Origin of the sequence: Vibrio sp. B1FLJ16 (assembly GCF_905175385.1) — a bacterium.
In the GTDB taxonomy this organism is placed as follows: domain Bacteria; phylum Pseudomonadota; class Gammaproteobacteria; order Enterobacterales; family Vibrionaceae; genus Vibrio.
Genome location: NZ_HG992749.1, coordinates 323021 through 346395 on the forward strand (window position 1 = coordinate 323021; position 23375 = coordinate 346395).

Consider the following 23375-nt stretch of genomic DNA (forward strand, 5'->3'; position numbering starts at 1 on the left):
TTACTTAATCAGACCCACTTCCTTGTAGTATTTCTCCGCTCCCGGATGCAGAGGGATTGAAAGACCGGCTTTAACCATGTCTTCTTTCTTCAGGCTGGCAAAAGCAGGGTGCAGACGTTTGAACGTATCGAAGTTTTCGAACACTGCTTTTGCTACGTTGTATGCTACTTCATCTGAAACATCCGCAGATGTAACCATGGTGGCCGCGACACCAAAACTGTTCACATCCTGATCGGTGCCACGGTACATACCCGCAGGAACTGAGCTGTACGCGTAGTAAGGATTGCCTGCTACGATCTTATCGATTTCCGGACCCGTTGCTGAAACGAGTTTTGCGTCACAAGAAGTAGTTGCTTCTTTGATTGAGCCGTTTGGATGACCAACCATGTAAATGAAGGCATCGATCTTATTGTCACAAAGCGCCTGGGAACGCTCAGAACCTTTAAGCTCCGAAGCAAGTTGGAAACTGTCTAGTGTCCAGCCCATTGCGTCCATGACTACGCCCATTGTCGCGCGGTCACCAGAGCCTGGGTTACCGATGTTCACACGCTTGCCTTTGAGGTCACTAACGTTGTTGATGCCTGAATCTGCACGGGCAATGATGTTGAAAGGTTCAGTATGCAGAGAGAACATAGCGCGCAGTTTTTTGTACGGCCCTTGTTCCGCAAACTTACTCGTACCATTGTAGCCATGGTATTTCCAATCTGATTGCACGATACCAAAGTCTAGTTCGCCAGCACGGATAGTATTGACGTTGTAAATCGAACCGCCAGTCGATTCAACAGAGCAACGAATTTTGTGTTCTTGTCGACCTTTGTTTACCAATTTACAGATGGCACCACCTGTCGGGTAGTAAACCCCGGTAACAGAGCCCGTTCCGATAGTAATAAACTCTTGAGCGTTAACTGCGCCAGTACCGATGACGGCCGCAGCAATAGCACCTGCCTTGAGCAATTTGTTAAATGCCATGAAATTCACTTCCTTATATTCATTATTGATTCGGAAATATCCATAAATCACTTCTGGGGTTTCCTGTTTGGAAACGGCACGTTTTTCAACCTAATTATTTGAAAAAACAAACAAATGATAACAAAAATTTGGTAATAAATTATCTAGCTTTAAACATTTATAGCGAATAACTCTGAGGTTTTCGGGGTGGGGTAGTGATTAGTCTGTCAATTTATCCTTTTTATAACAGTAGTTTATGCTTGTTTTTTCCAGGGAGGGTAAAAAATTAACTGCGTGAGTGAGATCACAAAGAAAATGGTCAGAAAGTAATCGGAAATAGAGGTGTGTAACAGAAGTTGTGAGCTACAAAGTAGATTATTTCGTAGCTCACTATAGCGTTAGCTAAGTTAATCGTTTTTAGCCTGTGTACTCGAACAGTTCACAAACAGATTTGAACAGTTGCTCTGTAGAGACTGGCAAGGTTGGGGTGATAAAGATAGTGTCATCACCAGCGACAACGCCAAGAATGCCTTCTGACTTCCCTAGGGAGTCCAGCATACGCGCGATCAGTTGTGCAGCACCAGGGCCGGTGTGGATGACAACCAATGCGGCGTTATGGTCAATGTCCAGTACCAGTTCGCGTAGAGAGCTGCTTGTTGTTGGTACACCCAACTCAGCCGGAAGGCAGTAAACCATTTCCATTTTCGCATTACGGGTACGAACGGCACCGAATTTGGTCAGCATGCGAGATACTTTAGATTGGTTAATGCTTTCAAAACCTTGTAGCTTCAGTGCGTCGACAATTTCGCCCTGAGAGCCAAAGCTCTCTTCTTTTAACAGGGCTTTAAAAGCACGTACTAAGTTGTCTTGTTTTTCAGTATTGCGCATAGTCATTATGTTTCTCTTAAATTACGGAACAGCAATTTGCATATTCTCGCATATGTATTCATACAGTGCCAAAAAGTCCCAGGATAATGTTAGTTACATCACTGTAAATCATTAACGGAATGTGATTCCATAAAGCTAATGGTTACGAGTTGTTCAATATCTGCTTATTTTTTCTAATTTCTTGTCATTTCACGCCAATAACAGAATAATCCAACCGGTTTTTGTAGCACGACTGAACTGGGTTGCGCGAGGTCGCAAAGCTGACGTTAATTGATTGTAATCAAGTTGTGATTCCGCTAGCTTTGTCGGGTTGGTTACAAACTACCCTATGAATACGTTTATAAGAGAATACTCTCAAGGAGAACTACATGAAAGTAGCCGTTATTGGTGCCGCTGGCGGTATCGGTCAAGCCCTTGCCCTTTTACTTAAGAACCGTCTTCCTGCAGGTTCTGATTTAGCCCTGTATGATATCGCACCTGTTACTCCGGGTGTTGCTGCTGATCTTAGCCACATCCCAACTCCAGTATCGATCAAAGGATATGCGGGTGAAGATCCAACGCCTGCGCTTGAAGGTGCAGATGTTGTTCTGATTTCTGCTGGTGTTGCGCGTAAACCAGGTATGGATCGTGCGGATCTGTTTAATGTTAACGCTGGTATCGTTAAAGCGCTTGCTGAGAAAATTGCAGTAGTTTGTCCTAAAGCATGTGTTGGTATCATCACTAACCCTGTAAATACCACTGTGCCAATCGCAGCAGAAGTACTAAAGAAAGCTGGCGTTTACGACAAGCGTAAGCTGTTCGGTGTAACAACACTTGACGTTATTCGTTCAGAAACGTTCGTTGCTGAACTGAAAGACAAAGATCCAAGTGATGTTCGTGTACCTGTTATCGGTGGTCACTCAGGCGTAACGATCCTTCCTCTGCTTTCACAGGTTGAAGGTGTTGAGTTTACTGCTGAAGAAGTAGAAGCTCTGACTAAACGTATCCAGAACGCGGGTACTGAAGTAGTTGAAGCAAAAGCGGGTGGCGGTAGTGCGACTCTGTCTATGGGTCAGGCGGCATGTCGCTTCGGTCTGTCTCTGGTACGTGCTCTTCAAGGTGAAGAAGGCGTAGTAGAGTGTGCGTACGTTGAAGGTGACGGCGAGCACGCTCCTTACTTTGCTCAGCCAGTGAAGCTGGGTAAAGAAGGTGTTGAAGAAGTACTGAGCTACGGTGCACTAAGTGACTACGAAAAGTCAGCTCTGGACAGCATGCTGGAAACGCTTAATGGCGATATCAGCATTGGCGTTGAGTTCGCGAAGTAATCTCAAGCGTTAATCGCTAGTAATAAGTTAGTAATAAAAAGCCGATCTTAGGATCGGCTTTTTTGATCCGTTTATTTTCCTCTGCGTACAACTCGTCGGAGTACGACAAATGTTAGGGAGGGGAGAATATGGAAGCGAGTCGAATCCGTACAGGTATGGTCGTAGAATGTCAGCAAGGGGTTGGTACGATACTAGCCGTGGATCGCGAAGCAGAAACTGTCTTATTGTCGAAACAGGGGACAGATGAGCAAGTCGCGGTGACCTTTGATGAGATAGAAGATGACCCACAACTGCATGGTGGCAGTGAACGCTATTATTAGTGAGGACTAGAATTGAAAAGGAAGAGCTCAGCTCTTCCTTTTTATTTTCACATACTGGCGGCCTGTCATTTACTATCGAGTGCGATTTACTGCGACATGAGCCAGTGTGATAAGTGCTTCTTTATATTCGGACTCCGGAAGTACTGCGAGTTCTGCAATGGCCTTATCGGCCTCTTCCAGTGCTTTCTGAGTTGTGTATTCCAGTGAGCCTGCTTCTTTCATCACAGTAAGGATGTCATCCAGACGCTCCAGACCGTTCGATGTTTCAATCGCTTCACGAATCATCTGAGCGTTTTCAGGAGTGGTGTTACGCATCGCATGCAGTAAAGGAAGGGTAGGTTTACCTTCAGCGAGATCATCGCCTACATTTTTACCCATATCCTCACCGTCGGAGGTGTAATCCATGACGTCATCAATGAGCTGGAATGCAGTACCTAAATACTTACCGTAATTCTGTAATGCAATTTCAACGTGCTCAGGAGCATCAGTAAGGATCGCGCCAATCTGTGTCGCAGACTCAAACAAGCGTGCCGTCTTAGAATAGATGACCTGCATGTAGCTTTCTTCTGTCGTGTCAGGATCGTTGCAGTTCATTAGTTGCTGCACTTCACCTTCTGCAATCACGTTTACGGCATCGCTCATTAGCTTAAGGATCTTCATTGATCCCAACTCAGTCATCATCTGAAATGAGCGAGTATAGATAAAGTCCCCAACCAATACGCTGGCGGCATTACCAAAAGCGGCATTTGCGGTCGCTTTGCCACGGCGCATGTCTGATTCGTCGACTACGTCATCGTGCAGCAAAGTAGCAGTATGGATGAACTCAATAAACGCAGCGGCCATTGTATGACCACTGCCTTGGTAACCAAGTGCTCGGGCAGACAAAATTGCCAGAAGCGGTCTCAGGCGTTTGCCTCCACCACTAACGATATAAAAACCGAGCTGGTTGATTAAAGAGACATCAGAATTTAATTGGGCTTGAATTGTTTCATTCACTTTTGCCATGTCATCGGCAGTAAGCGCTTGGATAGTTTTAAAATCCATTATACATCCGGCTGAAGTTAGACCCTGCAAGGCTTATTCGATTTACATAATTGTCGAATAATACACTAAAAAACGTTGATTAATACATTACTAAAGGGCATGATTGCCGCACTTTTCATTGGCGATTAGCTTTTCGCCAATTTTTTCAAAATATGGCTTGTCATAGGGTCGTCTCTTCTGTAGAATCTGCGCCCTATTGATGATTAGTTTAGCGCACACCCTCACGTAAAGGCTGTGCGGAAAAAGCGGAGTAAAATATGTACGCTGTTTTCCAATCTGGTGGTAAACAACACCGTGTAAGCGAAGGTCAAACTCTTCGTTTAGAGAAATTAGACGTTGAAACTGGTGCAACTGTAGAATTTGATAAAGTTCTTCTTGTTGCTAACGGCGAAGACATCAAAGTTGGTGCTCCTCTTGTAGAGGGCGGCAAAATTGTTGCTGAAGTTGTACAACACGGTCGTGGCGATAAAGTTAAAATCGTTAAGTTCCGTCGTCGTAAGCACTCTCGTAAGCAACAGGGTCACCGTCAGTGGTTCACTGAAGTGAAGATCACTGGTATCAACGCTTAATCTATTAGGAGAGTTTAACAATGGCACACAAAAAAGCTGGTGGTTCTACTCGTAACGGCCGCGATTCAGAAAGCAAACGTCTAGGTGTTAAGCGTTTCGGTGGTGAATCTGTACTAGCAGGTAACATCATCGTGCGTCAACGTGGTACTAAGTTCCACGCTGGTAACAACGTAGGTATCGGTAAAGACCACACTCTATTCGCTCTTACTGAAGGTAAAGTGAAGTTCGAGGTTAAAGGTCCTAAGAACCGTAAGTTTGTTAGCATCGAAGCTGAGTAATTAGGTTTTAAACCAGTTACTTAATAGCTTTAAGCTGAATTCAAAAGCCCTGCCGAATCGGCGGGGTTTTTTATTTATCAGCAGTCGGCATATCGAAGCTTCTCGTTTAAGTTTGGAGCGATCCGAATCTGGGAGCTTAGATCTGTCATCTGCTAAAATTGTCAGGTGACAAAGTAGAATTAATACCAATCACAGTAAATTACGCTGATTGGTATAATCCACGTACGAAGTAGTCGGAGTAAAAGATGAAGTTCGTAGATGAAGCTGTAGTAAAAGTTCAGGCAGGCGACGGCGGTAGCGGCGTTGTTAGTTTCTGGCGAGAAAAATTCATCACTAAAGGTGGTCCTGATGGCGGTGATGGTGGTGACGGCGGCGATGTTTATATCCAGGCTGATGAGAACCTCAACACCCTGATTGATTACCGTTTCCAACGCTTTTACGAAGCAGAGCGTGGAGAAAATGGCCGCGGTGGTAACTGTACCGGTAAGCGTGGTAAAGATATTGTAATGCGTGTACCTGTTGGTACGCGTGCTGTTGACATCCACACTAACGAAATTGTTGCTGAAGTTGCTGAGCACGGCAAGAAAGTAATGGTTGCGAAGGGTGGCTGGCACGGCCTGGGTAACACGCGATTCAAATCTTCTGTAAACCGAGCGCCTCGTCAGAGAACGTTGGGTACGAAGGGCGAAGTTCGTGAAATCCGTCTTGAGCTACTGTTGCTGGCTGACGTTGGTATGCTTGGCCTGCCAAACGCGGGTAAATCAACCTTTATTCGCGCAGTGTCTGCTGCAAAACCAAAAGTCGCGGATTACCCGTTTACCACGCTTATCCCAAGCTTAGGTGTCGTGAGTGTGGTACCTGAGAAGAGTTTTGTGGTTGCTGATATTCCTGGCCTGATCGAAGGTGCTGCGGATGGTGCCGGTTTAGGGATTCGGTTCCTAAAACACCTGGAGCGCTGCCGCGTACTATTGCACATGATCGATATTATGCCAATTGATCAGTCTGATCCGGTGCAGAATGCACTAACGATCATTGATGAGTTAGAGCAGTACAGCGAAAAACTGGCAGACAAACCTCGTTGGCTGGTGTTCAACAAAGTTGATCTGATGCCAGAAGAAGAAGCGAATGAAAAGATCCAGGAGATCTTGGATGCGCTGGGTTGGGAAGACGAGTACTTTAAGATCTCGGCGATCAACCGTTCTGGTACAAAAGAGCTTTGTTACAAGCTGGCTGACTTTATGGAAAACCTACCTCGTGAAGAGGAAGAAGTGGCTGAAGAAGATAAAGTTAACTTCATGTGGGATGATTACCATAAAGACGCGATGGCTGGTAAGGACGTTGTTACTGAAGATGACGACGACTGGGATGACTGGGACGATGAAGAAGATGACGGCCACGTTGTCTACGTTCGTGACTAATCATTCTTATCAAGCTTACGTCTAGCTGAATATTTTTATAAAGCCGCAATCTCTATTGCGGCTTTTTTTGTATCTAATCATTTTTCGTTGGTTTTATTTCCGGCACAATAGCCAGAGTGTGGAAATGTTGGAGCTGGCCACCACACACTTAATGGAATTTAAAAGGAATTAGACGTATCTATGGGATTGGAAACTATACCGCCAGTACCGCAAGCGGTATCAAATCAAAGGGCGATCTCCCGCCTTGTTGCTCAGGCAGGTCAAATGCTACTTGCGCACGGAGCAGAAAGTACCTTGGTGAGCGATATCATGCGCCGGATTGGCCTTGCCTGCGGCGTTGATGAGGTAGCAGTCGCGCTCTCGGCAAATGCTCTGGTCGTAACCACACTGATGAATGATCACTGTATTACCACCACGCGAAGTTGTGCCGATCGTGGTATTAACATGCGCGTTATTACGCAAATTCAACGTATTTGCATCATGATGGAACGTGGCCTGCTTGATGCTGATATGGCTAAGAAAAAGCTCAACACGATTAGCCCGGAGAGATATAACCGCTGGCTGGTCGTATTTATGATTGGTCTGTCATGTGCCTCATTCAGTCATTTAGCCGGTGGCGACAGTGGCGTATTTATGATGACTTTCTTAGCGTCAGCAGTCGGGATGATCGTTCGTCAGGAAATTGGTCATCGTCACTTCAATCCCTTACTCAACTTCGCAGCAACGGCGTTTGTCACCACGTTAATTTCAGCTCAGGCCGAGATTTATCAGATTGGTAACCTACCTACCGTTGCAATGGCATCATCAGTTCTGATGTTAGTCCCTGGCTTCCCATTGATTAACTCCGTCGCTGATATGCTAAAAGGCCATATCAACATGGGGATTGCGCGGTTTGTCATGGCCAGCTTACTGACGCTCGCAACCTGCTTGGGCATTGTCGCTGCTATGAGTGTGACGGGAATCTGGGGTTGGAGTATCTGATGAACATTTTAGAATTACTGTTTGGCCTCTTAAATGACATGTTTTTCGCTGCGATTCCAGCCGTGGGTTTTGCATTGGTTTTCAACGTGCCACAGAAAGCTTTGATCTATTGTGCTGTAGGTGGTGCTCTTGGTCATGGCAGCCGTTATCTGATGATGCAGTTTGGTGTGCCGATAGAGTGGGCGACGTTTTTTGCTGCGACACTGGTTGGCATGATAGGTGTGCACTGGTCTCATCGCTTTTTAGCCCATCCCAAAGTATTTACTGTTGCAGCATTGATTCCTATGGTTCCCGGAGTGTTCGCCTATAAAGCCATGATAGCGATGGTTGAGATAAACCATCTTGGTTATTCGCCAGAACTGCTTGCTACGTGTATGGAAAACTTTCTTAAAGCCATGTTTATTATTGCTGGTTTAGCTGTTGGTCTTGCAGTACCTGGGCTGTTATTCTATCGCCGCAGACCGATAGTATAAGGACATGACATGATCATTAGTATGATTGCCGCGATGGCAGACAACCGCATCATTGGTAAAGATAATCAGATGCCATGGCATTTACCTGCCGACTTCGTTTGGTTTAAACGTTGTACCATGGGTAAGCCTGTGGTTATGGGGCGTAAAACCTATGAATCGATAGGACGCCCGTTACCCGGCCGCCAGAATATCGTGATCAGTCGTGACGAAGCGCTTAGGATTGAAGGTGTTACAACAGTGACTTCTATTGAGCAGGCGTTAGAGGCGGCAGGTGATGTGGAAGAGGTGATGATCATTGGTGGTGGTGCGATTTATGCCGCTTGTCTACCCATGGCTCACAAGCTATATGTGACACACATTGAAGCTGAAATTGACGGTGATACTCAGTTCCCTGACTGGGGGAGTGATTTTAAAGAAACTTATTCAGAAACGTATCACGCTGACGAGAAAAACGCTTACAACATGCGTTTTACGGTATTAGAGAAGTAATTCGAGATTAAAATAGCATAGCTAATACGGTAATGCCGTTCGTATAACAGCGAGCGGCCATCCCAGCCTGCCGTCATCCTGAAAAGCGACGAGGAGCGTGATTCAGGATCTTCTATCCGAGTACTTTGTTGTCAAAGGTATTTCTATCTATTCACAGTATGCGGATATTAGATTCCTAGTCTCGCTATGGCTCGCTGGAATGACCCTATAGGAGATGTTAGGTGACAGGTATTCTCCCTACTATGGATTACCGACTATTATTCAGTGTTTAACTTAATGCCCGTTGAGTAAAGATTTTCTTATCTTCCCAGCGGATCATAGTCAGTTCTCCACCCCAAACACAGCCGGTATCAAGGCCGATCACTTCATCATTAACATGCCCTTGTAATGCAGCCCAGTGACCGAACAGAACGGGTTTACCCAGTGAGACTCGCTGCGGAAGCTCAAACCATGGAATCAACTCATCTGCAGATACTTGCTGCGGAGGTAGTTTGCAATCCATATCTAAACGGCCATCAGGGAAACAAAAGCGCATACGAGTGAATGCATTGATCGTGTAGCGATAGCGCTCCAGCCCTTTCAGAGATTCATCCCAGTAATCTGGTGTGTTACTGTACATATTGTGTAGCAGCCAAGATAAATGATCGCTTTGCAGGATACTTTCCACTTCTCGTGCACATTGACGAGCGGTTTCCAAGTTCCATTGCGGTGAAATACCAGCATGACACATGACAAATTCATTATGTTCAGCGAGGAGAGGTTGATGGGATAGCCAGCGTAATAACTTTTTACTGTCCGGAGCTGTGAAAATCGGCGAGGTTTTGTCTTTTTCTTTTAGTTTCTTTACGCCATGAGAGACAGCGAGTAAGTGAAGGTCATGGTTGCCAAGCACAACTTTAGCACTGTCATCCAGTGATTTAACGAAGCGTAAGGTTTCTAATGATTTAGGACCTCTGGCAACGAGATCGCCAGCAAGCCAGAGTTGATCGTTCCTTGGAGAGAAGGATACTTGTTCTAATAGTCGCTGCAGTTCATCAAAGCAGCCCTGGATATCACCAACAATGTAGGTAGCCACCGATTCTCCAATTTTATTAATTTAAAACATTTGGTACAGCCAGGCGGAATGGTTCTATCTCAGCGATGAACTCCTGACCCTTTTCATCCAGCATCTTATAGTGTCCTTGCATGACACCAACCGGTGTTTCTAACGCGGTACCACTGCTATAAGTGTACTCATCATTACTAGGGATAAATGGCTGCTGGCCAACCACACCATCGCCTTCAACCGTCATCTGCTTACCGTTAGAGTCAGTGATTAACCAGCGGCGACTGATCAGTTGTACTGTTTGCTGACTGAGGTTTTTAATCGTTATGATATAGGCAAAAACGTAGCGTTGCAGTTCCGGGTTCGATTGCTCTTCAATGTATTTGGTGTGGACCTGAATTTTGATGCAGGGTTGAATGACGTCCATGTGCACTCCTTGAGAAACTTAGCAATGAGCCAAACTGGCAATAGTTTGGCTCATTGTATTGAGTTACTTTCGTTTAACGAACTTAGCCGTTTAACGAACTTAGCGTTGAGGGTTATCTGCCAGCCAGTTCGCCATCGCGACGAATTGTTCCAGAGTCAGGTTTTCCGGTCGCATTCCCGGGTTGATCCCCAGCTCTTCCAATACTTCAGTGCTCAGTAGTGATTTGTAGCAGTTACGTATTGTTTTACGGCGTTGGTTAAAGCCTTCACGGCATACACGATCCAACAAGCGCAGATCTTTAGCCGGGCACGGTAACTCTTCATAAGGAACCAGACGTACTACAGCTGAGTCTACTTTTGGTGGCGGTACGAATGCCGTTGGTGGCACTTCGAGCACAGGCACCACTTTACAGTAATACTGAGCCATTACAGTCAGACGCCCGTACGCTTTACTTCCGGGACCTGCTGCCAGACGGTTCACCACTTCTTTTTGAAGCATAAAGTGCATATCCTGAATGTCTTTATGGAATTCAAAAAGATGGAACATCAATGGTGTAGAGATGTTGTATGGCAGGTTACCGAAAATACGCAGCTTGTTATTCGGCTTTACTAGCTGAGTGAAGTCGAAACGCATCGCATCGCCTTCATGGATCGTTAGCTTATCTGCCAGTTCCGGATGGTTGCGTAAACGCTCTGCCAGATCGCGGTCGAGTTCAATTACAGTGAACTTGTCGACTTCACGGCCGACTGGCTCGGTGATCGCACCAAGACCAGGACCGATTTCAACCAGATTCTGGCCTGGTTTTGGGTTTATCGCTGATACGATACCATCAATAATATATGGATCGTTCAGGAAGTTTTGACCAAAACGTTTACGCGCTTTGTGTCCTAAGTGGACATCATTTCTCATTGTTTCTTCTCTACCAGTTCTATCGCATGCGTGAGCGCTGTCCGGAAACTTCCTGTATCCGCTTGACCTGTCCCTGCCAGTTCTAATGCAGTACCGTGATCCACCGATGTTCTGATAAAAGGTAGACCTAGCGTAATGTTTACAGAACGACCAAAGCCCTTGTACTTTAATACCGGCAATACTTGATCGTGGTACATGCCTAAAACAGCATCAGCATCGTTTAAATACTTTTCATTGAAAATGGTATCTGCCGGCAACGGGCCGATCAGGTTGATACCTTTTTCCTCTCGAATTTTTTCCAGTGTTGGAGTGATGGTTTCGATCTCTTCGCGACCTAAACAGCCATCTTCACCCGCATGAGGATTAAGCCCGCAAACATAGATGTTTGGTTGCTCGATAGCAAATTTATCTACCAGGTCTTTATGAAGAATATCAATCACCTTTTCTAATCGCTCTTCAGTGACCGCTTTTGATACGTATGCCAGAGGAATATGCGTGGTCACAAGCGCAACACGCAGCCCTTCCGTTGCCAGCATCATCACAACCAGCGGGGTATTTGACTTCTCAGCAAAGAATTCAGTATGACCACTGAATGCAACGCCGGAGCGATTGATCACCCCCTTATGTACAGGGCCGGTGACAATAGCATCAAATTCATCGTTCATACAGCCTAAAGCGGCTCTTTCTAACGTTTTTAGTACGTAGTGTCCGTTGGCTTCATTGAGCTCACCGGCAACCGCACTTTCCGTTATCCCGATGTGATCAACGATTAACGTGCCGGCTTTTTGTGCTTTTGGCGCTTCTTCAGGATGATAATCAGTAAGTTGGACATCGATGCCAAGGAGTTTGGCTCGCTCCATTAACATGTTTTTATCGGCACAGACAACAATCTGGTGCGCCCAGTCTTCTGTTGACAGGGCAAGCACAAGATCTGGGCCGATACCCGCAGGTTCCCCCGCGGTAACAACGATCCTGCGAATAGTATTAGTTGTCATTGTCGTCATCCAGGATTTCAACAAACGCACTCGCACGCAACTCTTGCATCCATGCGCCTGCTTCTTCATTAAACTTACGGTTAAACAGAATGCGATATGCTTTATTCTTCATCGCAGAGTCGGTACGGTCAACTTGTCGGCGGTCTACGACTTCGACAATATGCCAGCCGTGAACGGTTTTGAACGGTTCACTGATTGAGCCCACTGGCAGAGTTTCTACCTGATGTTTAAACTCAGGCACGTACAGATCTGGCGTTTGGTAACCAAGTTCGCCGTCTTGTGCCGCAGAGCCCGGGTCCTGACTATACTGAGAAGCTAACTGGCCAAAGGTTGCTTCACCGGCATTGATGCGGCGAGCAAACTCGTTCAACTGCTTCTTCGCACCTTCATCACTCAAGATAACCGTTGGTTTGATCAGAATATGGCGAGCGTTAACTTCAGTAACAGCGATGGTCTCCAGACCTTTTACATCGTCAATCTTTAGGATGTGGAAACCAACACCACTGCGGAATGGGCCGATAATGGTTCCTTTGTTCTGCATATGGATCTGATCAGCAAAGATTGTCGGCATTTCTTCTTTACGCATCCAGCCCCAGTCTCCACCTTGCAAGGCTTTTGGACCTTTTGAGTAGGTGTATGCCATTTCAGAGAAATCAGCGCCATCGTTGATCTTTTTCGCCAGTGCTTTGGCTTCTGCTTCTACTTCTGATTTATCTTTATCATCGGAGAAACGCAGCTGAATATGGCTGATTTTGTACTGGGTCGTTGCGTTTGTCTCTTTGGATAGCTGTTCAGAAAGACTATCGACTTCAGCTGGCAGAATGTTAATGCGGCGGCGTACAAGCGCATTACGAGCTTCCGAAGCAGCGATTTCCTTACGGACTTGCTCACGAAACTCCGGGTAGCTTAGACCTTCACTTTGAATAGAAGCCGTCAGCTGTTCAATACTTTGGTTATTGTTGCGTGCAATTTCTGCAATAGCCTGATTCAGACGGCTGTCATCGATACGGACACCAATGCGCTCTGCTTCCTGACCCTGAAGTGTATCGATGATCAGTTTTTCCACGACCTGATCATGCAGAGCTTGAGCAGAAGGTAAACTCTTACCGTTTTGGCGTGCATTGGCTTGCAGCGTTTTCATTGCCGTATCGATGTCACTTTGCAGAACCACACCGTTGTTAACGATGACTGCAACCTTATCAAGCTCTACTGGTGCTGCAACTACTCCGTAAGAGAACAGTGTCGTAAATAAGATTGATTTCCAAATTTTCATTTAACATTCCGTAAGTCGTTATTAGTTAGCTTCTTATTTAGTTTAAGACGCCTAATTCGGTTAATTGTTCAGATAGAATGGACGGCCATATTTGATGGTATTATCAGAGCCTTCCAGTTCTTTGGCTGCCGTGTCATTGCGTTGGTTGGTGGCAAAGCCCTGAATGCCGATGCTGAAACTGAAGTTGTTCTCGTATTCTGCTGAGGCGCCGGATCGACCAATGGTCTGGTTTTCCCAACCTAACAGCTGGTTTGAATAGGTCAAACCGATATACCAACAGTCGGACTGGTAGCGCAGTCCTGCCAGCCATTCTAAATTGTTGTTTTCATTTAGGTCATAATAGTACTGACCACTAGCCGACCATCTTGGGTTAAATTCGTAAGCCGCCACAATACCTGCCTGAGAGATACCTTCGCGAGTAATGGTGTCCAGGTTTTCGAGAATGATCGTATCTTCGATGTATTCTCGGGTAACATAGCGATAGTTACCCTGAATAAAGCCACCATCAAACTGATACTCTAACGTGCTGTTTCCAAGCTGCATTGAACTCAAGTCAATGTCGTATTGGATACCACCATGGTAGAACAAGTAATCGTTGAAGTTAAAGTCAACTTCAACGGCCCAAGATGAGTAATTTGTTGTTTGATCTGGTGCTGTCGGGCTATTGCTCAGCTTAGTCTTCTTATCAAAGTAGTAGATTTGGCCGAATGACACATTGAGACGCTCTTTATAATCGTCATCAAAGAAGCGTGTACTTGCACCGTAGCTCAACTGGTTAGCTGATGCGATTTTATCAATACCACCGTACTTACGACTGCGGAACAGACCGTAGTAGTCGGTTTGCAGCAACGTCGTATCGTAATTGTAGATGTTAGTCTGATCTTCTTTTGGTACATACAAATACTGAACCTGCGGTTCTAGGGTTTGTGTGTAGCCTTCTATCCAGCTGGTATCCCGCTCCAGGTAAATCTGTGCATTGGAACGAAATTCAGGAATGATACGAGAAACTTCCTCATCAAGCTGGTTTTCCAGTTCCGTATTAGTCAGACCATTGAGATCCTGGGAATAATAGGTAGCAAGAACTCGGGCTTCGGTTGTCCACGTCGACCAGGAGTTTGACAGCGGCACAGTAAAACCGGGTTCGATATGAAAACGGGTAGCATTTGGTTTTGTGGTATCGTCGGTCTCAAAACGGCTGAGCTGGCTCTTCACATCGAAATTGAGGTAGTTTCCCCATATTGGTGTGTAATAGTTTACAGCCAGCTGCGGCATCAGACGGTAAGGCTGATTTTCTTCTTGCAGTAAGATTTGGAAGTCACGGACTGTAAGTGAAGCATCCCAGAAATCTGAGCGGTATTTCACTTCACCTTCCTGCACTAGCTGACCATCTTCGCGGTTACCGATATCAGAGTCGAGATCGAGGAAGTAATCAATGTCACTCACTTCTGAGTAATCGACATCCACAATCCATTGTTTGTTTATTATTCCCCGATGTGCGAACTGGTAGCCCCAGCGAGACTTATCTTCATATTTTCTGTCGGAGCCGAGATATTCGCCCTTGATTTCACCACTTCCCCAGCCGTTAGTCAGGTAGCGGAAATCAGTATCGATTTTCGTGCCCCGCTGCTGCATGTAGAGCGGGGTGAAGGTCATGTCGTATTGAGGCGCGATATTCCAGTAAAACGGAACTTCAACTTCAAAACCATCGCTGGAGCCATACGATAAAGAAGGGAAGAGTAAACCGGTTTTACGTGTATCCCCAATCGGCATGGTCAGATACGGGAAATAGAAAATGGGTACATCCAGTACTTCAAAGCGAGGGTGTGTTAGTGTCGCAGTCTCTTCATCCTGATCGACATCGATACCTGAAGCGACTAAACGCCACGAGTTATCTCCCTGAGGGCAGGAAGTGATAGAGCCATCTTCCAGCTCATAAACTGATTGCCCGGTACGGGCAATGTAGGCTGCAGTCCCCCGTCCTTGCTGACAAATAAAGTGATAGTCAGTGTTCTCGAGTGAGAAGGTGTTTTGGTCGATATCGCTGGTCACGCGATCTGAACGGGCTTCCACCTGGCCGTCATTGAACGTTACGTTACCTTCAGCGACAACGACATTGTCTTGCTGGTGCAGGGTAACGCTATCTGCCGTGATTTTCTTTTGACCTTGTGTGACTTGGACATTTCCAGAGTATTGTGCTTTATCGCCGCTAATGGCTTGCAGTTTGTCAGCTTCGACCACTACTGGTGCGTTGAGAGCGTCTTCCTCACCACTTGTTTCGACCAAACATTGATCTGTGGTGGGCATTTCCTGCACACTATCATGGATATTCGCTTCAGCTTGAGTGGTAGGTACAAACAAGGCGGTGCTGATAGAGGCCGCTAAACATGTGCGGGAGAAATGTTGCATTGAATCGAACTTTCCTGTGTCACTATTACTCTATGATTACTCGATGGCTAAAGGGCTTGTTGTACCCTGGCGTAATAGCCAAATGAATCAACTACTATTGTCGCATTTATCCCTGTGCGTAGATTCGCTGTGGCATAATGATAACAAAGTAGCTGCAAAGATAAGCAGGCGAAATGGCCTGGCCGAAATAAAACTAATTCCATTATCATAAAGGAAATCGTTGCATCCGGCACTATAAGACCGCTGTCGTCGATAAAAATTCATTGATAGAGAACACATAATGCATATTTTTGGCAAAATTCTTGGTGCCTTTTTTGGCTTGTTACTGGGCGGGCCATTTGGCCTGTTGTTTGGCCTGTTTATTGGCCATCAGTTTGATAAAGCACGCCGTTTGAGTCAGGCTGGTTTCTCTACTAGCGGATTTGGAAAAGGACCAAGTCAGGCGCAACGTCAGGAAGAGTTTTTCAAAGCGGCTTTCGCTGTGATGGGACATGTGGCAAAAGCCAAAGGTCAGGTTACCAAAGAAGAGATTCAACTGGCGACAGCTATGATGGATCGTATGAATTTACATGGTGACCAACGCCGAGCAGCGCAGGATGCGTTTCGCGAGGGGAAGGAAAGTGATTTCCCGCTCGAAGAAGTGTTGGTTCGGGTAAAAATCTCCACTGCTGGTCGTTTCGATCTGCTGCAGTTTTTCCTGGAGCTGCAAATTTCCGCTGCTTTCGCCGATGGTGAAATTCACCCTAGTGAGCGTAACGTATTACATAAGATTGCCAGGGCGTTAGGTTTTTCGTCTGATCAGCTAGAGCGTCGTTTGCAAATGCAGGAAGCTGCTTTCCGCTTCCAGCATCAAGGCGGATTTAATGGTCAGCATCAGGGGCAATACCAGTCTTCCGGCGCGGGTTGGCAGCAAGCCTCTCAGGCGGATCACTTAGCTGATGCATACAAAATCCTGGGCGTGTCATCGGATGCAGACAGCAAAGCTGTTAAACGTGCTTACCGTAAACTGATGAATGAGCACCATCCGGATAAGCTGATGGCGAAAGGTCTTCCGCCAGAAATGATGAACGTCGCGAAAGAAAAATCACAAGAAATTCAAAATGCTTATGATCTTATTAAGAAGGTCAAAGGCTTTAAGTAGCCTCGTTTTCCATCAAAGAAGGAAAATGACAAGGTATTGGTGTCATACCGTCATTCTGAAAAGCGAGGGACGAGCGTGATTCAGAATCTTTTATCCGAGCTCTCTGTTGTTAAAGGTATTTCACTATACTCTCAGCGCGCGGATATTAGATTCCTAGTCTCGCTAAGGCTCGCAGGAATGACCCAGTAAGAGTCGTTAATTGACTGGAGTTCATCCAGTGCCTTTTTTAGCTTTTGGGTTACTGGTGACTTAAAGCTTTTCAAGCTGTACGCCCGAGGTGAAATCAGTCAGCCTGATTCAAACTCCAGTCGTAGTCGTACGTTACCCGGCCAGAAAAACTGTTGTATTGCGGTGCGTATTTTCTGATGTGATTGAATACCTGTGCTTCACCACCAAAATCGACCGAAAACCAGTCGTAGATGGAAGAAACCTTAGCGGTATCTCCTTGGATGCTGACGCCTTTTTGACTGTTGATAAAGGTCTTTGCGGCGCTTTCTAGCAGGGCTTGGGTATTATCTGCAGTAAATACCTTGGCTTGCAGGTTAGGACAGCCCAAGCTTGCACAATTGACCGCGTAATGAGTTCTCGGATCCTGCCAGATTGGCCTTAGGATCCGGTGCTCGATATCATTCAGGGTCAGATTTTTGCCATTGATTGCCACGACGTCTTGCCCCCATGGTCCAAAGCTAAACAACCCTCCTAACTTAGTGATCGATTTTATCGGGTAGTTATCCAAAATCAGATCCACCGTAATCGCATTGTACAGATTCACCCAGTAAGCGTACTGCTCCGCTTTGCGGTACTGAAGTGGATCGAGCTTCGCAAGGCGTTGAATGTACTGTTTCAGTTTTTCTTTATCTGCTGCTGAGACTTTACCGTAGCTAAAGAGTGTATTTTCACCTCGGCTTACTAGATAGCTGTCGAGTAACTGTTGCCACTCCTGGTGCGAAATCTGAACTTGGCTGGTTTCATCGGATTGCTGCCAGTATGGCCATAAATCGGCTTTTGGGGCTGCTAAAGCGGAGAAAGAGAATAAGAAACACAATAATAAGAGATGTTTCATAGGGATACCTGCAGTGAAACTTTGTTGTTAGTGTAGACCTTTTTAGTCTTTGCTTTCTTTCTTTATCAACGCATAAAACTAAAAAAGGCTGACAACGGTCAGCCTTTTAACTTTTGTTTACAGCAACTTAACGCAGAAAACTCGGGATGTTTGCTTCATACTCAGCAATTTTGTCTTCGTGCTGTAGCGTCAACCCGATGTTATCTAAGCCGTTTAGCAGGCAATGACGACGGAACTCATCGATTTCGAAATCGTACTCTTTACCGTTAGCGCGAACTTTCAGTGCTTCCAGATCCACTTCAATCTGAGCGCCTTCGTTAGCTTCTACGTATTGGAACAGTTCATCCACCTCTTGTTCAGTCAGACGAACCGGCACCATTTGGTTGTTGATTGAGTTGCCGTAGAAAATGTCTGCAAAACTTGGCGCAATCATCGCTTTAATGCCGTAATCGGCTAACGCCCAAGGTGCGTGCTCACGAGAAGAGCCGCAACCGAAGTTTTCACGCGCAAGCAGGATAGAAGCACCTTGGTAACGTGGTGCGTTCATTACAAACTCAGGGTTTGGCTGTTCACCAGCATCATCAAGGAAACGCCAGTCATGGAATAGGTGCTTACCGAAACCCAGGCGAGACACCTTTTGTAGGAACTGCTTTGGTATTATGGCATCAGTATCAACGTTCGCTGCATCTAGAGGAACAACTAAGCCTTTGTGTTGTTTAAAACCTGACATATGTTCTTTCCTTAATCTAGTTCACGAATATCAACAAAGTGACCAGCGATAGCCGCCGCCGCAGCCATTGCAGGACTAACCAAGTGGGTACGACCATCACGGCCTTGACGACCTTCAAAGTTACGGTTTGAAGTCGATGCACAACGCTCCTGAGGACCTAAGCGGTCGTTGTTCATTGCTAGACACATTGAACAGCCCGGTAGACGCCATTCAAAGCCCGCTTCTTTAAAGATCACATCCAAGCCTTCCGCTTCTGCCTGAGTTTTGACTTGCTCAGAACCAGGAACAATCAATGCCTGAACGTGTGACGCAACTTTGCGACCTTTAGCAACCGCTGCTGCTGCGCGCATGTCTTCGATACGTGAGTTAGTACAAGAACCAACAAACACTTTATCAACTGGGTAATCTGCCAGTGACTTGCCAGCTTCTAGTCCCATGTAAGCCAGCGCTTTTGCTGCCGATGCTTTTTCCACTGGGTCTGAAAAACTTTCTGGTGAAGGAATCGGTTGGTCAACTGCGATAACCTGACCTGGGTTAGTGCCCCATGTGACTTGCGGTTTGATGTCTGCAGCGTTTAGCGTGACTACGGCATCAAACTCGGCATCTGCGTCAGTTTTTAGTGTTTTCCAGTACTCTACAGCTGCATCAAAATCTGCACCTTGTGGTGAGAATTTGCGGCCCTTGATGTAATCAAAAGTGGTTTCATCCGGGGCAATCAGACCTGCTTTCGCACCTAATTCGATAGCCATGTTACATACGGTCATACGGCCTTCCATCGAAAGGTCAGTAATCGCTTCACCACAGAATTCCACTACGTAGCCGGTGCCGCCAGCTGCCGTTGTCTTACCGATGATCGCCAGCACGATATCTTTGGCGGTAATACCCGGAGCCACTTTGCCTTTTACTTCGATTTTCATCGTTTTCGCACGTGCTTGTTTCAGCGTTTGAGTTGCTAGTACGTGCTCAACTTCAGAAGTACCGATACCGAAAGCCAGTGAGCCGAAAGCACCGTGAGTAGCGGTATGAGAGTCACCACAAACGATGGTCATGCCCGGAAGGGTGATGCCTAGCTCAGGACCCATAACGTGGACGATGCCCTGATATTTGTGGTTGATGTCATAAAGGGTGACACCGAACTCTTCACAGTTTTTTGATAGCGTTTCCATCTGGATACGAGCCATCTCACCGGAAGCATTAATGTCTTTGGTTGTAGTTGAAACGTTGTGATCCATTGTCGCGAACGTTTTGCCCACCTGACGCACTTTACGACCTTTTTCACGCAGGCCATCAAACGCCTGTGGAGAGGTGACTTCGTGTACCAAATGACGGTCAATATAAAGGATCGGGGTTTCCCCCTCGGCTGCGACAGCAACGTGTGCGTCGTAGACTTTTTGATATAGTGTTTTGCCCATTACTTCCATTCCTCGTCGTCCTTGTCACCACAACTGCGTTATCGGCGTTAATTTCCCCCGGTCATTTAGTGAACTAAACTCCCGGGGTTAAATTAACTTGATGCCTTGTTGTAGCACCAATGACTTAGAGGAAGCCTAAGTTATTGGTTGCAGTATCGGTTATGAACGACTGTTATATTTATAAAATTAGTCTGTTTATGAATTCAAGATGTACTCGGCGATTTTGTCACCCATCTCTGACGTCGTCAGCGCCGGTTTGTCACCTGCTAGGTCGGCAGTTAGCTCACCAGCAGACAGCGCTTTAGAAACTGCGGATTCGATATCTTGAGCCGCGGCTTCTTCACCTAGGCTGTAACGCAGCATTAGTGCAGCAGAAAGGATTTGTGCAACCGGGTTTGCAATGTTCTTACCTGCGATATCAGGTGCACTGCCGCCAGCTGGTTCGTAAAGGCCAAACTTGCTTTCATTAAGGCTTGCTGAAGGTAGCATGCCCATAGAGCCGGTAATCATTGCACATTCATCTGAGATGATGTCACCGAAGATGTTTGAGCACAGCATGACGTCAAACTGCGCTGGATCTTTGATTAACTGCATAGTCGCGTTGTCGATGTACATGTGAGAAAGCTCGACATCCGGGTAATCTTTCGCGATTTCTTCTACCACTTCGCGCCACAGGATAGAGCTCTGCAGAACATTCGCTTTGTCGATTGAGCAGACTTTCTTACGGCGCAGACGAGCAGATTCGAAGGCGATTTTCGCAATGCGCTCGATTTCAAAGCGGTGGTAAACCTCAGTATCAAACGCTTTCTCCGTTGCACCTTCACCTTCTCGGCCTTTTGGCTGGCCAAAGTAGATACCACCAGTCAGCTCGCGAACTACAACGATATCAAAACCGCGCCCAGAGATGTCTGCACGAAGCGGAGAGAATGCTTCCAGACCGCTGTGAATTTGCGCCGGACGAAGGTTACAGAACAGTTGGAAATGTTTGCGCAAAGGAAGTAGCGCTCCACGCTCTGGTTGATCGTTTGGCGGTAAGTGTTCCCACTTCGGGCCGCCTACTGAGCCAAACAGAACCGCATCAGACTCTTCACACGCTTTTACGGTACTTTCTGGAAGTGGACAGCCGTGATTATCGATAGCAATACCACCAACATCATGTTGCTCACGCTCAAATGCCAGGCCGTGTTTTTTCTCGATTGCGTCCAGAACTTTATGCGCTTGTTCCATCACTTCCGGGCCAATGCCGTCACCGGGTAAAACGGCAATCTTGTATGATTTGTCTGTCATGTTAGTCCTTTAAATTTCTTATTTTTAGCTTAATTTAAAACGAATTTATTCTTTTTAGATCTGGTTTGCTCAGATTAAACGGCAGCGATTTTCTTTCTCTTCATTTCTGCAATTTTGTCTGCACGGTGAATGCTGTTGATTACGTGCAGTAGCGCCTGGCCCGAAGCTTCTACTATGTCAGTTGAAACGCCAGTACCGTGATATTTACGGCCTTTGTAGTTGGCGATGATATCTGCCTGACCTAAACCATCTTCACCTTCGCCTTTTGCCGTCAGGTCAAATTTGTCTAGCACGATGTCGTAACCTGTCACACGGTAGATACATTGGTATAGCGCATCCACCGGACCATTACCGACTGCAGCTTCACACATTTCTTCATCACCACATTGCATTTTGATGCTGGTGGTTGCCATCACGCTGCCTGACTGCACGCTCAGGTAATTCAATTTGTAGAAATCATCTTCTTCACGCAAGTTAGAGAAGTGCATCAAGGCTTCCAGGTCGTAATCGAATACCTGGCCTTTGCGGTCCGCCAACTTCAGGAAGTCAGCGTATAGCGCATCAAGGTTGTACTCGTCTTCTTTGTAACCCATGCTGTCCATGTGGCTCTTCACCGCAGCACGGCCACTGCGGCTTGTCAGGTTTAGTGCCTGGTTCTTAAGACCAATCGACTCCGGTGTCATGATTTCGTAGGTGTTTTTATTCTTAAGCATGCCATCCTGGTGGATGCCAGAAGAGTGGCTGAATGCATTGGCACCGACGATCGCTTTGTTGCTCTGGATAGGCATATTACATAGCTGGCTGACTAACTTACTGGTGCGGTGAATTTCATCGTGTTTGATACCAGTGTGTACGCCCAATAATTCCTGACGCGTTTTGATGATCATCGCGATTTCTTCAAGTGAACAGTTACCCGCACGTTCACCGATGCCATTTATTGTCCCTTCAATCTGACGGGCTCCAGCTTGTACGGCCGCAATAGAGTTAGCTACCGACATACCCAAATCGTCGTGGCAGTGCACAGAGATAATGGCTTTATCGATGTTTGGAACGCGATTGAACAGGGTCTCAATAATCCCGCCAAACTCGCTTGGTACGGTATAGCCCACAGTATCTGGGATGTTTACCGTTGTAGCGCCGGCGTTGATGGCCGCTTCGACCATGCGACACAGGTTGTCGATTGGCGTACGGCCTGCATCTTCACACGAAAACTCTACGTCGTCTGTATAGTTACGGGCATGTTTTACTGCGTTGACAGCCATTTCTACGACATCGTCGTATGTGCGGCGAAGTTTATCTTGAACGTGAATAGTGGAAGTCGCCAGGAAGGTATGAATTCGGAATTGGTCAGCAACTTTTAGCGCTTCGGCTGCCGCATCGATATCTTTCGCAACGGCACGCGAAAGTGCACAAACCCGGCTGTTTTTAATGTTTTTTGCGATAGTCTGTACTGATTCGAAATCGCCAGGAGAAGAGATAGGAAAACCAGCTTCGATAACATCGACACCCAGTCTTTCCAGCGCATAGGCAATCTGCAGTTTTTCTTTAACCGTCAAACTTGCTGATAACGCTTGCTCGCCATCACGCAAGGTGGTGTCGAATATAATGACTTGATCGTTCATGTTTGCTTCCTTCCTGATTTCTGCACTTTCGCGCCAGTTAATCGTTTACTTCCAGTATTTAGATATAAAAAAACCCGCATTTTCATGCGGGCTTTTAGAATTCGTTGTGGTTATTTTTCTTCCACAGCCTACCCGCGCGATTTGGTCACGATCAGGAGGAGGCTAAGCAGGATAGAAAAATGAGCTGACATAGTTGTTAAGCTTTCCACAAAATTAAGTTAACAGATTAGTACCGCACTCCATCAACTACGTCAACCCTAAAGTCGATTTTTTGTTCATATCGGATCAGTCCTGAGAGGTGGGGATTTTATGAACTGACATAAATTTTCGGCCGGAAGGATTATTTCCGGCAA

At 46.2% G+C, this 23375-nt stretch carries 23 protein-coding genes; 9 read left to right on the plus strand and 14 right to left on the minus strand.

Annotated features, from left to right (window positions below; translation table 11 throughout):
* The gene (locus KHN79_RS01575) at positions 1–969 is read right to left on the minus strand and encodes a TAXI family TRAP transporter solute-binding subunit (RefSeq protein ID WP_182009717.1); all 969 of its coding nucleotides are present in this window, start codon (positions 967–969) and stop codon (positions 1–3) included.
* 396 nt (positions 970–1365) lie between these two features.
* A complete protein-coding gene (gene argR / locus KHN79_RS01580) occupies positions 1366–1836 on the minus strand; it encodes a transcriptional regulator ArgR (protein WP_014230707.1) in 471 nt (156 codons plus the stop codon).
* Positions 1837–2204: 368 nt separating this feature from the next.
* Between argR and mdh the strand changes: the two genes are divergently transcribed.
* Entirely contained in the window at positions 2205–3140 is a 936-nt protein-coding gene (mdh, locus tag KHN79_RS01585) for a malate dehydrogenase (protein WP_182009716.1), read from the plus strand.
* A 128-nt stretch (positions 3141–3268) separates the two neighbouring features.
* Positions 3269–3460, plus strand: a complete 192-nt coding sequence (locus tag KHN79_RS01590) for a hypothetical protein (protein ID WP_182009715.1) — start codon at positions 3269–3271, stop codon at positions 3458–3460.
* A 72-nt stretch (positions 3461–3532) separates the two neighbouring features.
* Here KHN79_RS01590 and ispB read toward each other — a convergent pair whose 3' ends face one another.
* Complete coding sequence (ispB, locus tag KHN79_RS01595) at positions 3533–4504, minus strand: octaprenyl diphosphate synthase (RefSeq protein WP_182009714.1); 972 nt, start codon at positions 4502–4504, stop codon at positions 3533–3535.
* Between the two features lie 257 nt (positions 4505–4761).
* On the opposite strand from ispB, the gene rplU reads away from it, so the two are divergent.
* The 6 genes from rplU (at position 4762) to folA (ending at position 8712) form a co-directional block, all read left to right on the plus strand.
* Positions 4762–5073: a 50S ribosomal protein L21 gene (gene rplU / locus KHN79_RS01600; protein WP_005383096.1), complete on the plus strand. Its 312-nt coding sequence runs from the start codon at positions 4762–4764 to the stop codon at positions 5071–5073.
* A gap of 20 nt (positions 5074–5093) precedes the next feature.
* Positions 5094–5351 (plus strand): 50S ribosomal protein L27, encoded by a 258-nt coding sequence (rpmA, locus tag KHN79_RS01605; RefSeq protein WP_005383095.1) that lies wholly within the window; start codon positions 5094–5096, stop codon positions 5349–5351.
* 245 nt (positions 5352–5596) lie between these two features.
* The gene (gene cgtA, locus KHN79_RS01610; protein WP_182009713.1) at positions 5597–6769 is read left to right on the plus strand and encodes an Obg family GTPase CgtA; all 1173 of its coding nucleotides are present in this window, start codon (positions 5597–5599) and stop codon (positions 6767–6769) included.
* A 180-nt stretch (positions 6770–6949) separates the two neighbouring features.
* A complete protein-coding gene (locus KHN79_RS01615; protein WP_182009712.1) occupies positions 6950–7750 on the plus strand; it encodes a threonine/serine exporter ThrE family protein in 801 nt (266 codons plus the stop codon).
* A complete protein-coding gene (locus tag KHN79_RS01620; protein WP_182009711.1) occupies positions 7750–8223 on the plus strand; it encodes a threonine/serine exporter family protein in 474 nt (157 codons plus the stop codon). The genes KHN79_RS01615 and KHN79_RS01620 overlap by 1 nt, the downstream gene beginning before the upstream one ends.
* 9 nt (positions 8224–8232) lie before the next feature.
* A complete protein-coding gene (gene folA, locus KHN79_RS01625) occupies positions 8233–8712 on the plus strand; it encodes a type 3 dihydrofolate reductase (protein ID WP_182009710.1) in 480 nt (159 codons plus the stop codon).
* 268 nt (positions 8713–8980) lie between these two features.
* On the opposite strand, the gene apaH is transcribed toward folA, so the two are convergent.
* The 6 genes from apaH to lptD form a co-directional block, all read right to left on the minus strand.
* Entirely contained in the window at positions 8981–9787 is an 807-nt protein-coding gene (gene apaH, locus KHN79_RS01630; RefSeq protein WP_182009709.1) for a bis(5'-nucleosyl)-tetraphosphatase (symmetrical) ApaH, read from the minus strand.
* Positions 9788–9803: 16 nt separating this feature from the next.
* On the minus strand, positions 9804–10184 hold the full coding sequence (apaG, locus tag KHN79_RS01635; protein WP_182009708.1) for a Co2+/Mg2+ efflux protein ApaG: 381 nt from the start codon (positions 10182–10184) through the stop codon (positions 9804–9806).
* A gap of 99 nt (positions 10185–10283) precedes the next feature.
* A complete protein-coding gene (gene rsmA / locus KHN79_RS01640; RefSeq protein ID WP_182009707.1) occupies positions 10284–11093 on the minus strand; it encodes a 16S rRNA (adenine(1518)-N(6)/adenine(1519)-N(6))-dimethyltransferase RsmA in 810 nt (269 codons plus the stop codon).
* A complete protein-coding gene (gene pdxA, locus KHN79_RS01645; RefSeq protein ID WP_182009706.1) occupies positions 11090–12088 on the minus strand; it encodes a 4-hydroxythreonine-4-phosphate dehydrogenase PdxA in 999 nt (332 codons plus the stop codon). The genes rsmA and pdxA overlap by 4 nt, the downstream gene beginning before the upstream one ends.
* Positions 12078–13361, minus strand: coding sequence for a peptidylprolyl isomerase SurA (gene surA, locus KHN79_RS01650; RefSeq protein ID WP_182009705.1), 1284 nt, complete (start codon positions 13359–13361; stop codon positions 12078–12080). The genes pdxA and surA overlap by 11 nt, the downstream gene beginning before the upstream one ends.
* Positions 13362–13421: 60 nt before the next feature.
* Positions 13422–15767: an LPS assembly protein LptD gene (gene lptD, locus KHN79_RS01655; RefSeq protein WP_211907262.1), complete on the minus strand. Its 2346-nt coding sequence runs from the start codon at positions 15765–15767 to the stop codon at positions 13422–13424.
* Between the two features lie 280 nt (positions 15768–16047).
* Between lptD and djlA the strand changes: the two genes are divergently transcribed.
* The gene (gene djlA / locus KHN79_RS01660) at positions 16048–16908 is read left to right on the plus strand and encodes a co-chaperone DjlA (RefSeq protein WP_182009704.1); all 861 of its coding nucleotides are present in this window, start codon (positions 16048–16050) and stop codon (positions 16906–16908) included.
* A 283-nt stretch (positions 16909–17191) separates the two neighbouring features.
* Here djlA and KHN79_RS01665 read toward each other — a convergent pair whose 3' ends face one another.
* The 5 genes from KHN79_RS01665 to leuA all read right to left on the minus strand — a co-directional run bounded on the left by KHN79_RS01665 (position 17192) and on the right by leuA (position 23022).
* Entirely contained in the window at positions 17192–17971 is a 780-nt protein-coding gene (locus KHN79_RS01665) for a DUF547 domain-containing protein (protein ID WP_182009703.1), read from the minus strand.
* A gap of 127 nt (positions 17972–18098) precedes the next feature.
* Positions 18099–18701, minus strand: coding sequence for a 3-isopropylmalate dehydratase small subunit (leuD, locus tag KHN79_RS01670; protein ID WP_140275167.1), 603 nt, complete (start codon positions 18699–18701; stop codon positions 18099–18101).
* 11 nt (positions 18702–18712) lie between these two features.
* Positions 18713–20113 (minus strand): 3-isopropylmalate dehydratase large subunit, encoded by a 1401-nt coding sequence (gene leuC / locus KHN79_RS01675; protein WP_182009702.1) that lies wholly within the window; start codon positions 20111–20113, stop codon positions 18713–18715.
* Positions 20114–20308: 195 nt separating this feature from the next.
* A complete protein-coding gene (leuB, locus tag KHN79_RS01680) occupies positions 20309–21400 on the minus strand; it encodes a 3-isopropylmalate dehydrogenase (protein ID WP_182009701.1) in 1092 nt (363 codons plus the stop codon).
* A gap of 74 nt (positions 21401–21474) precedes the next feature.
* Positions 21475–23022 carry a 2-isopropylmalate synthase gene (leuA, locus tag KHN79_RS01685; RefSeq protein WP_182009700.1) on the minus strand — a complete coding sequence of 516 codons (1548 nt, stop codon included), beginning with the start codon at positions 23020–23022 and terminating at the stop codon, positions 21475–21477.
* Positions 23023–23375 lie beyond the last annotated feature (353 nt).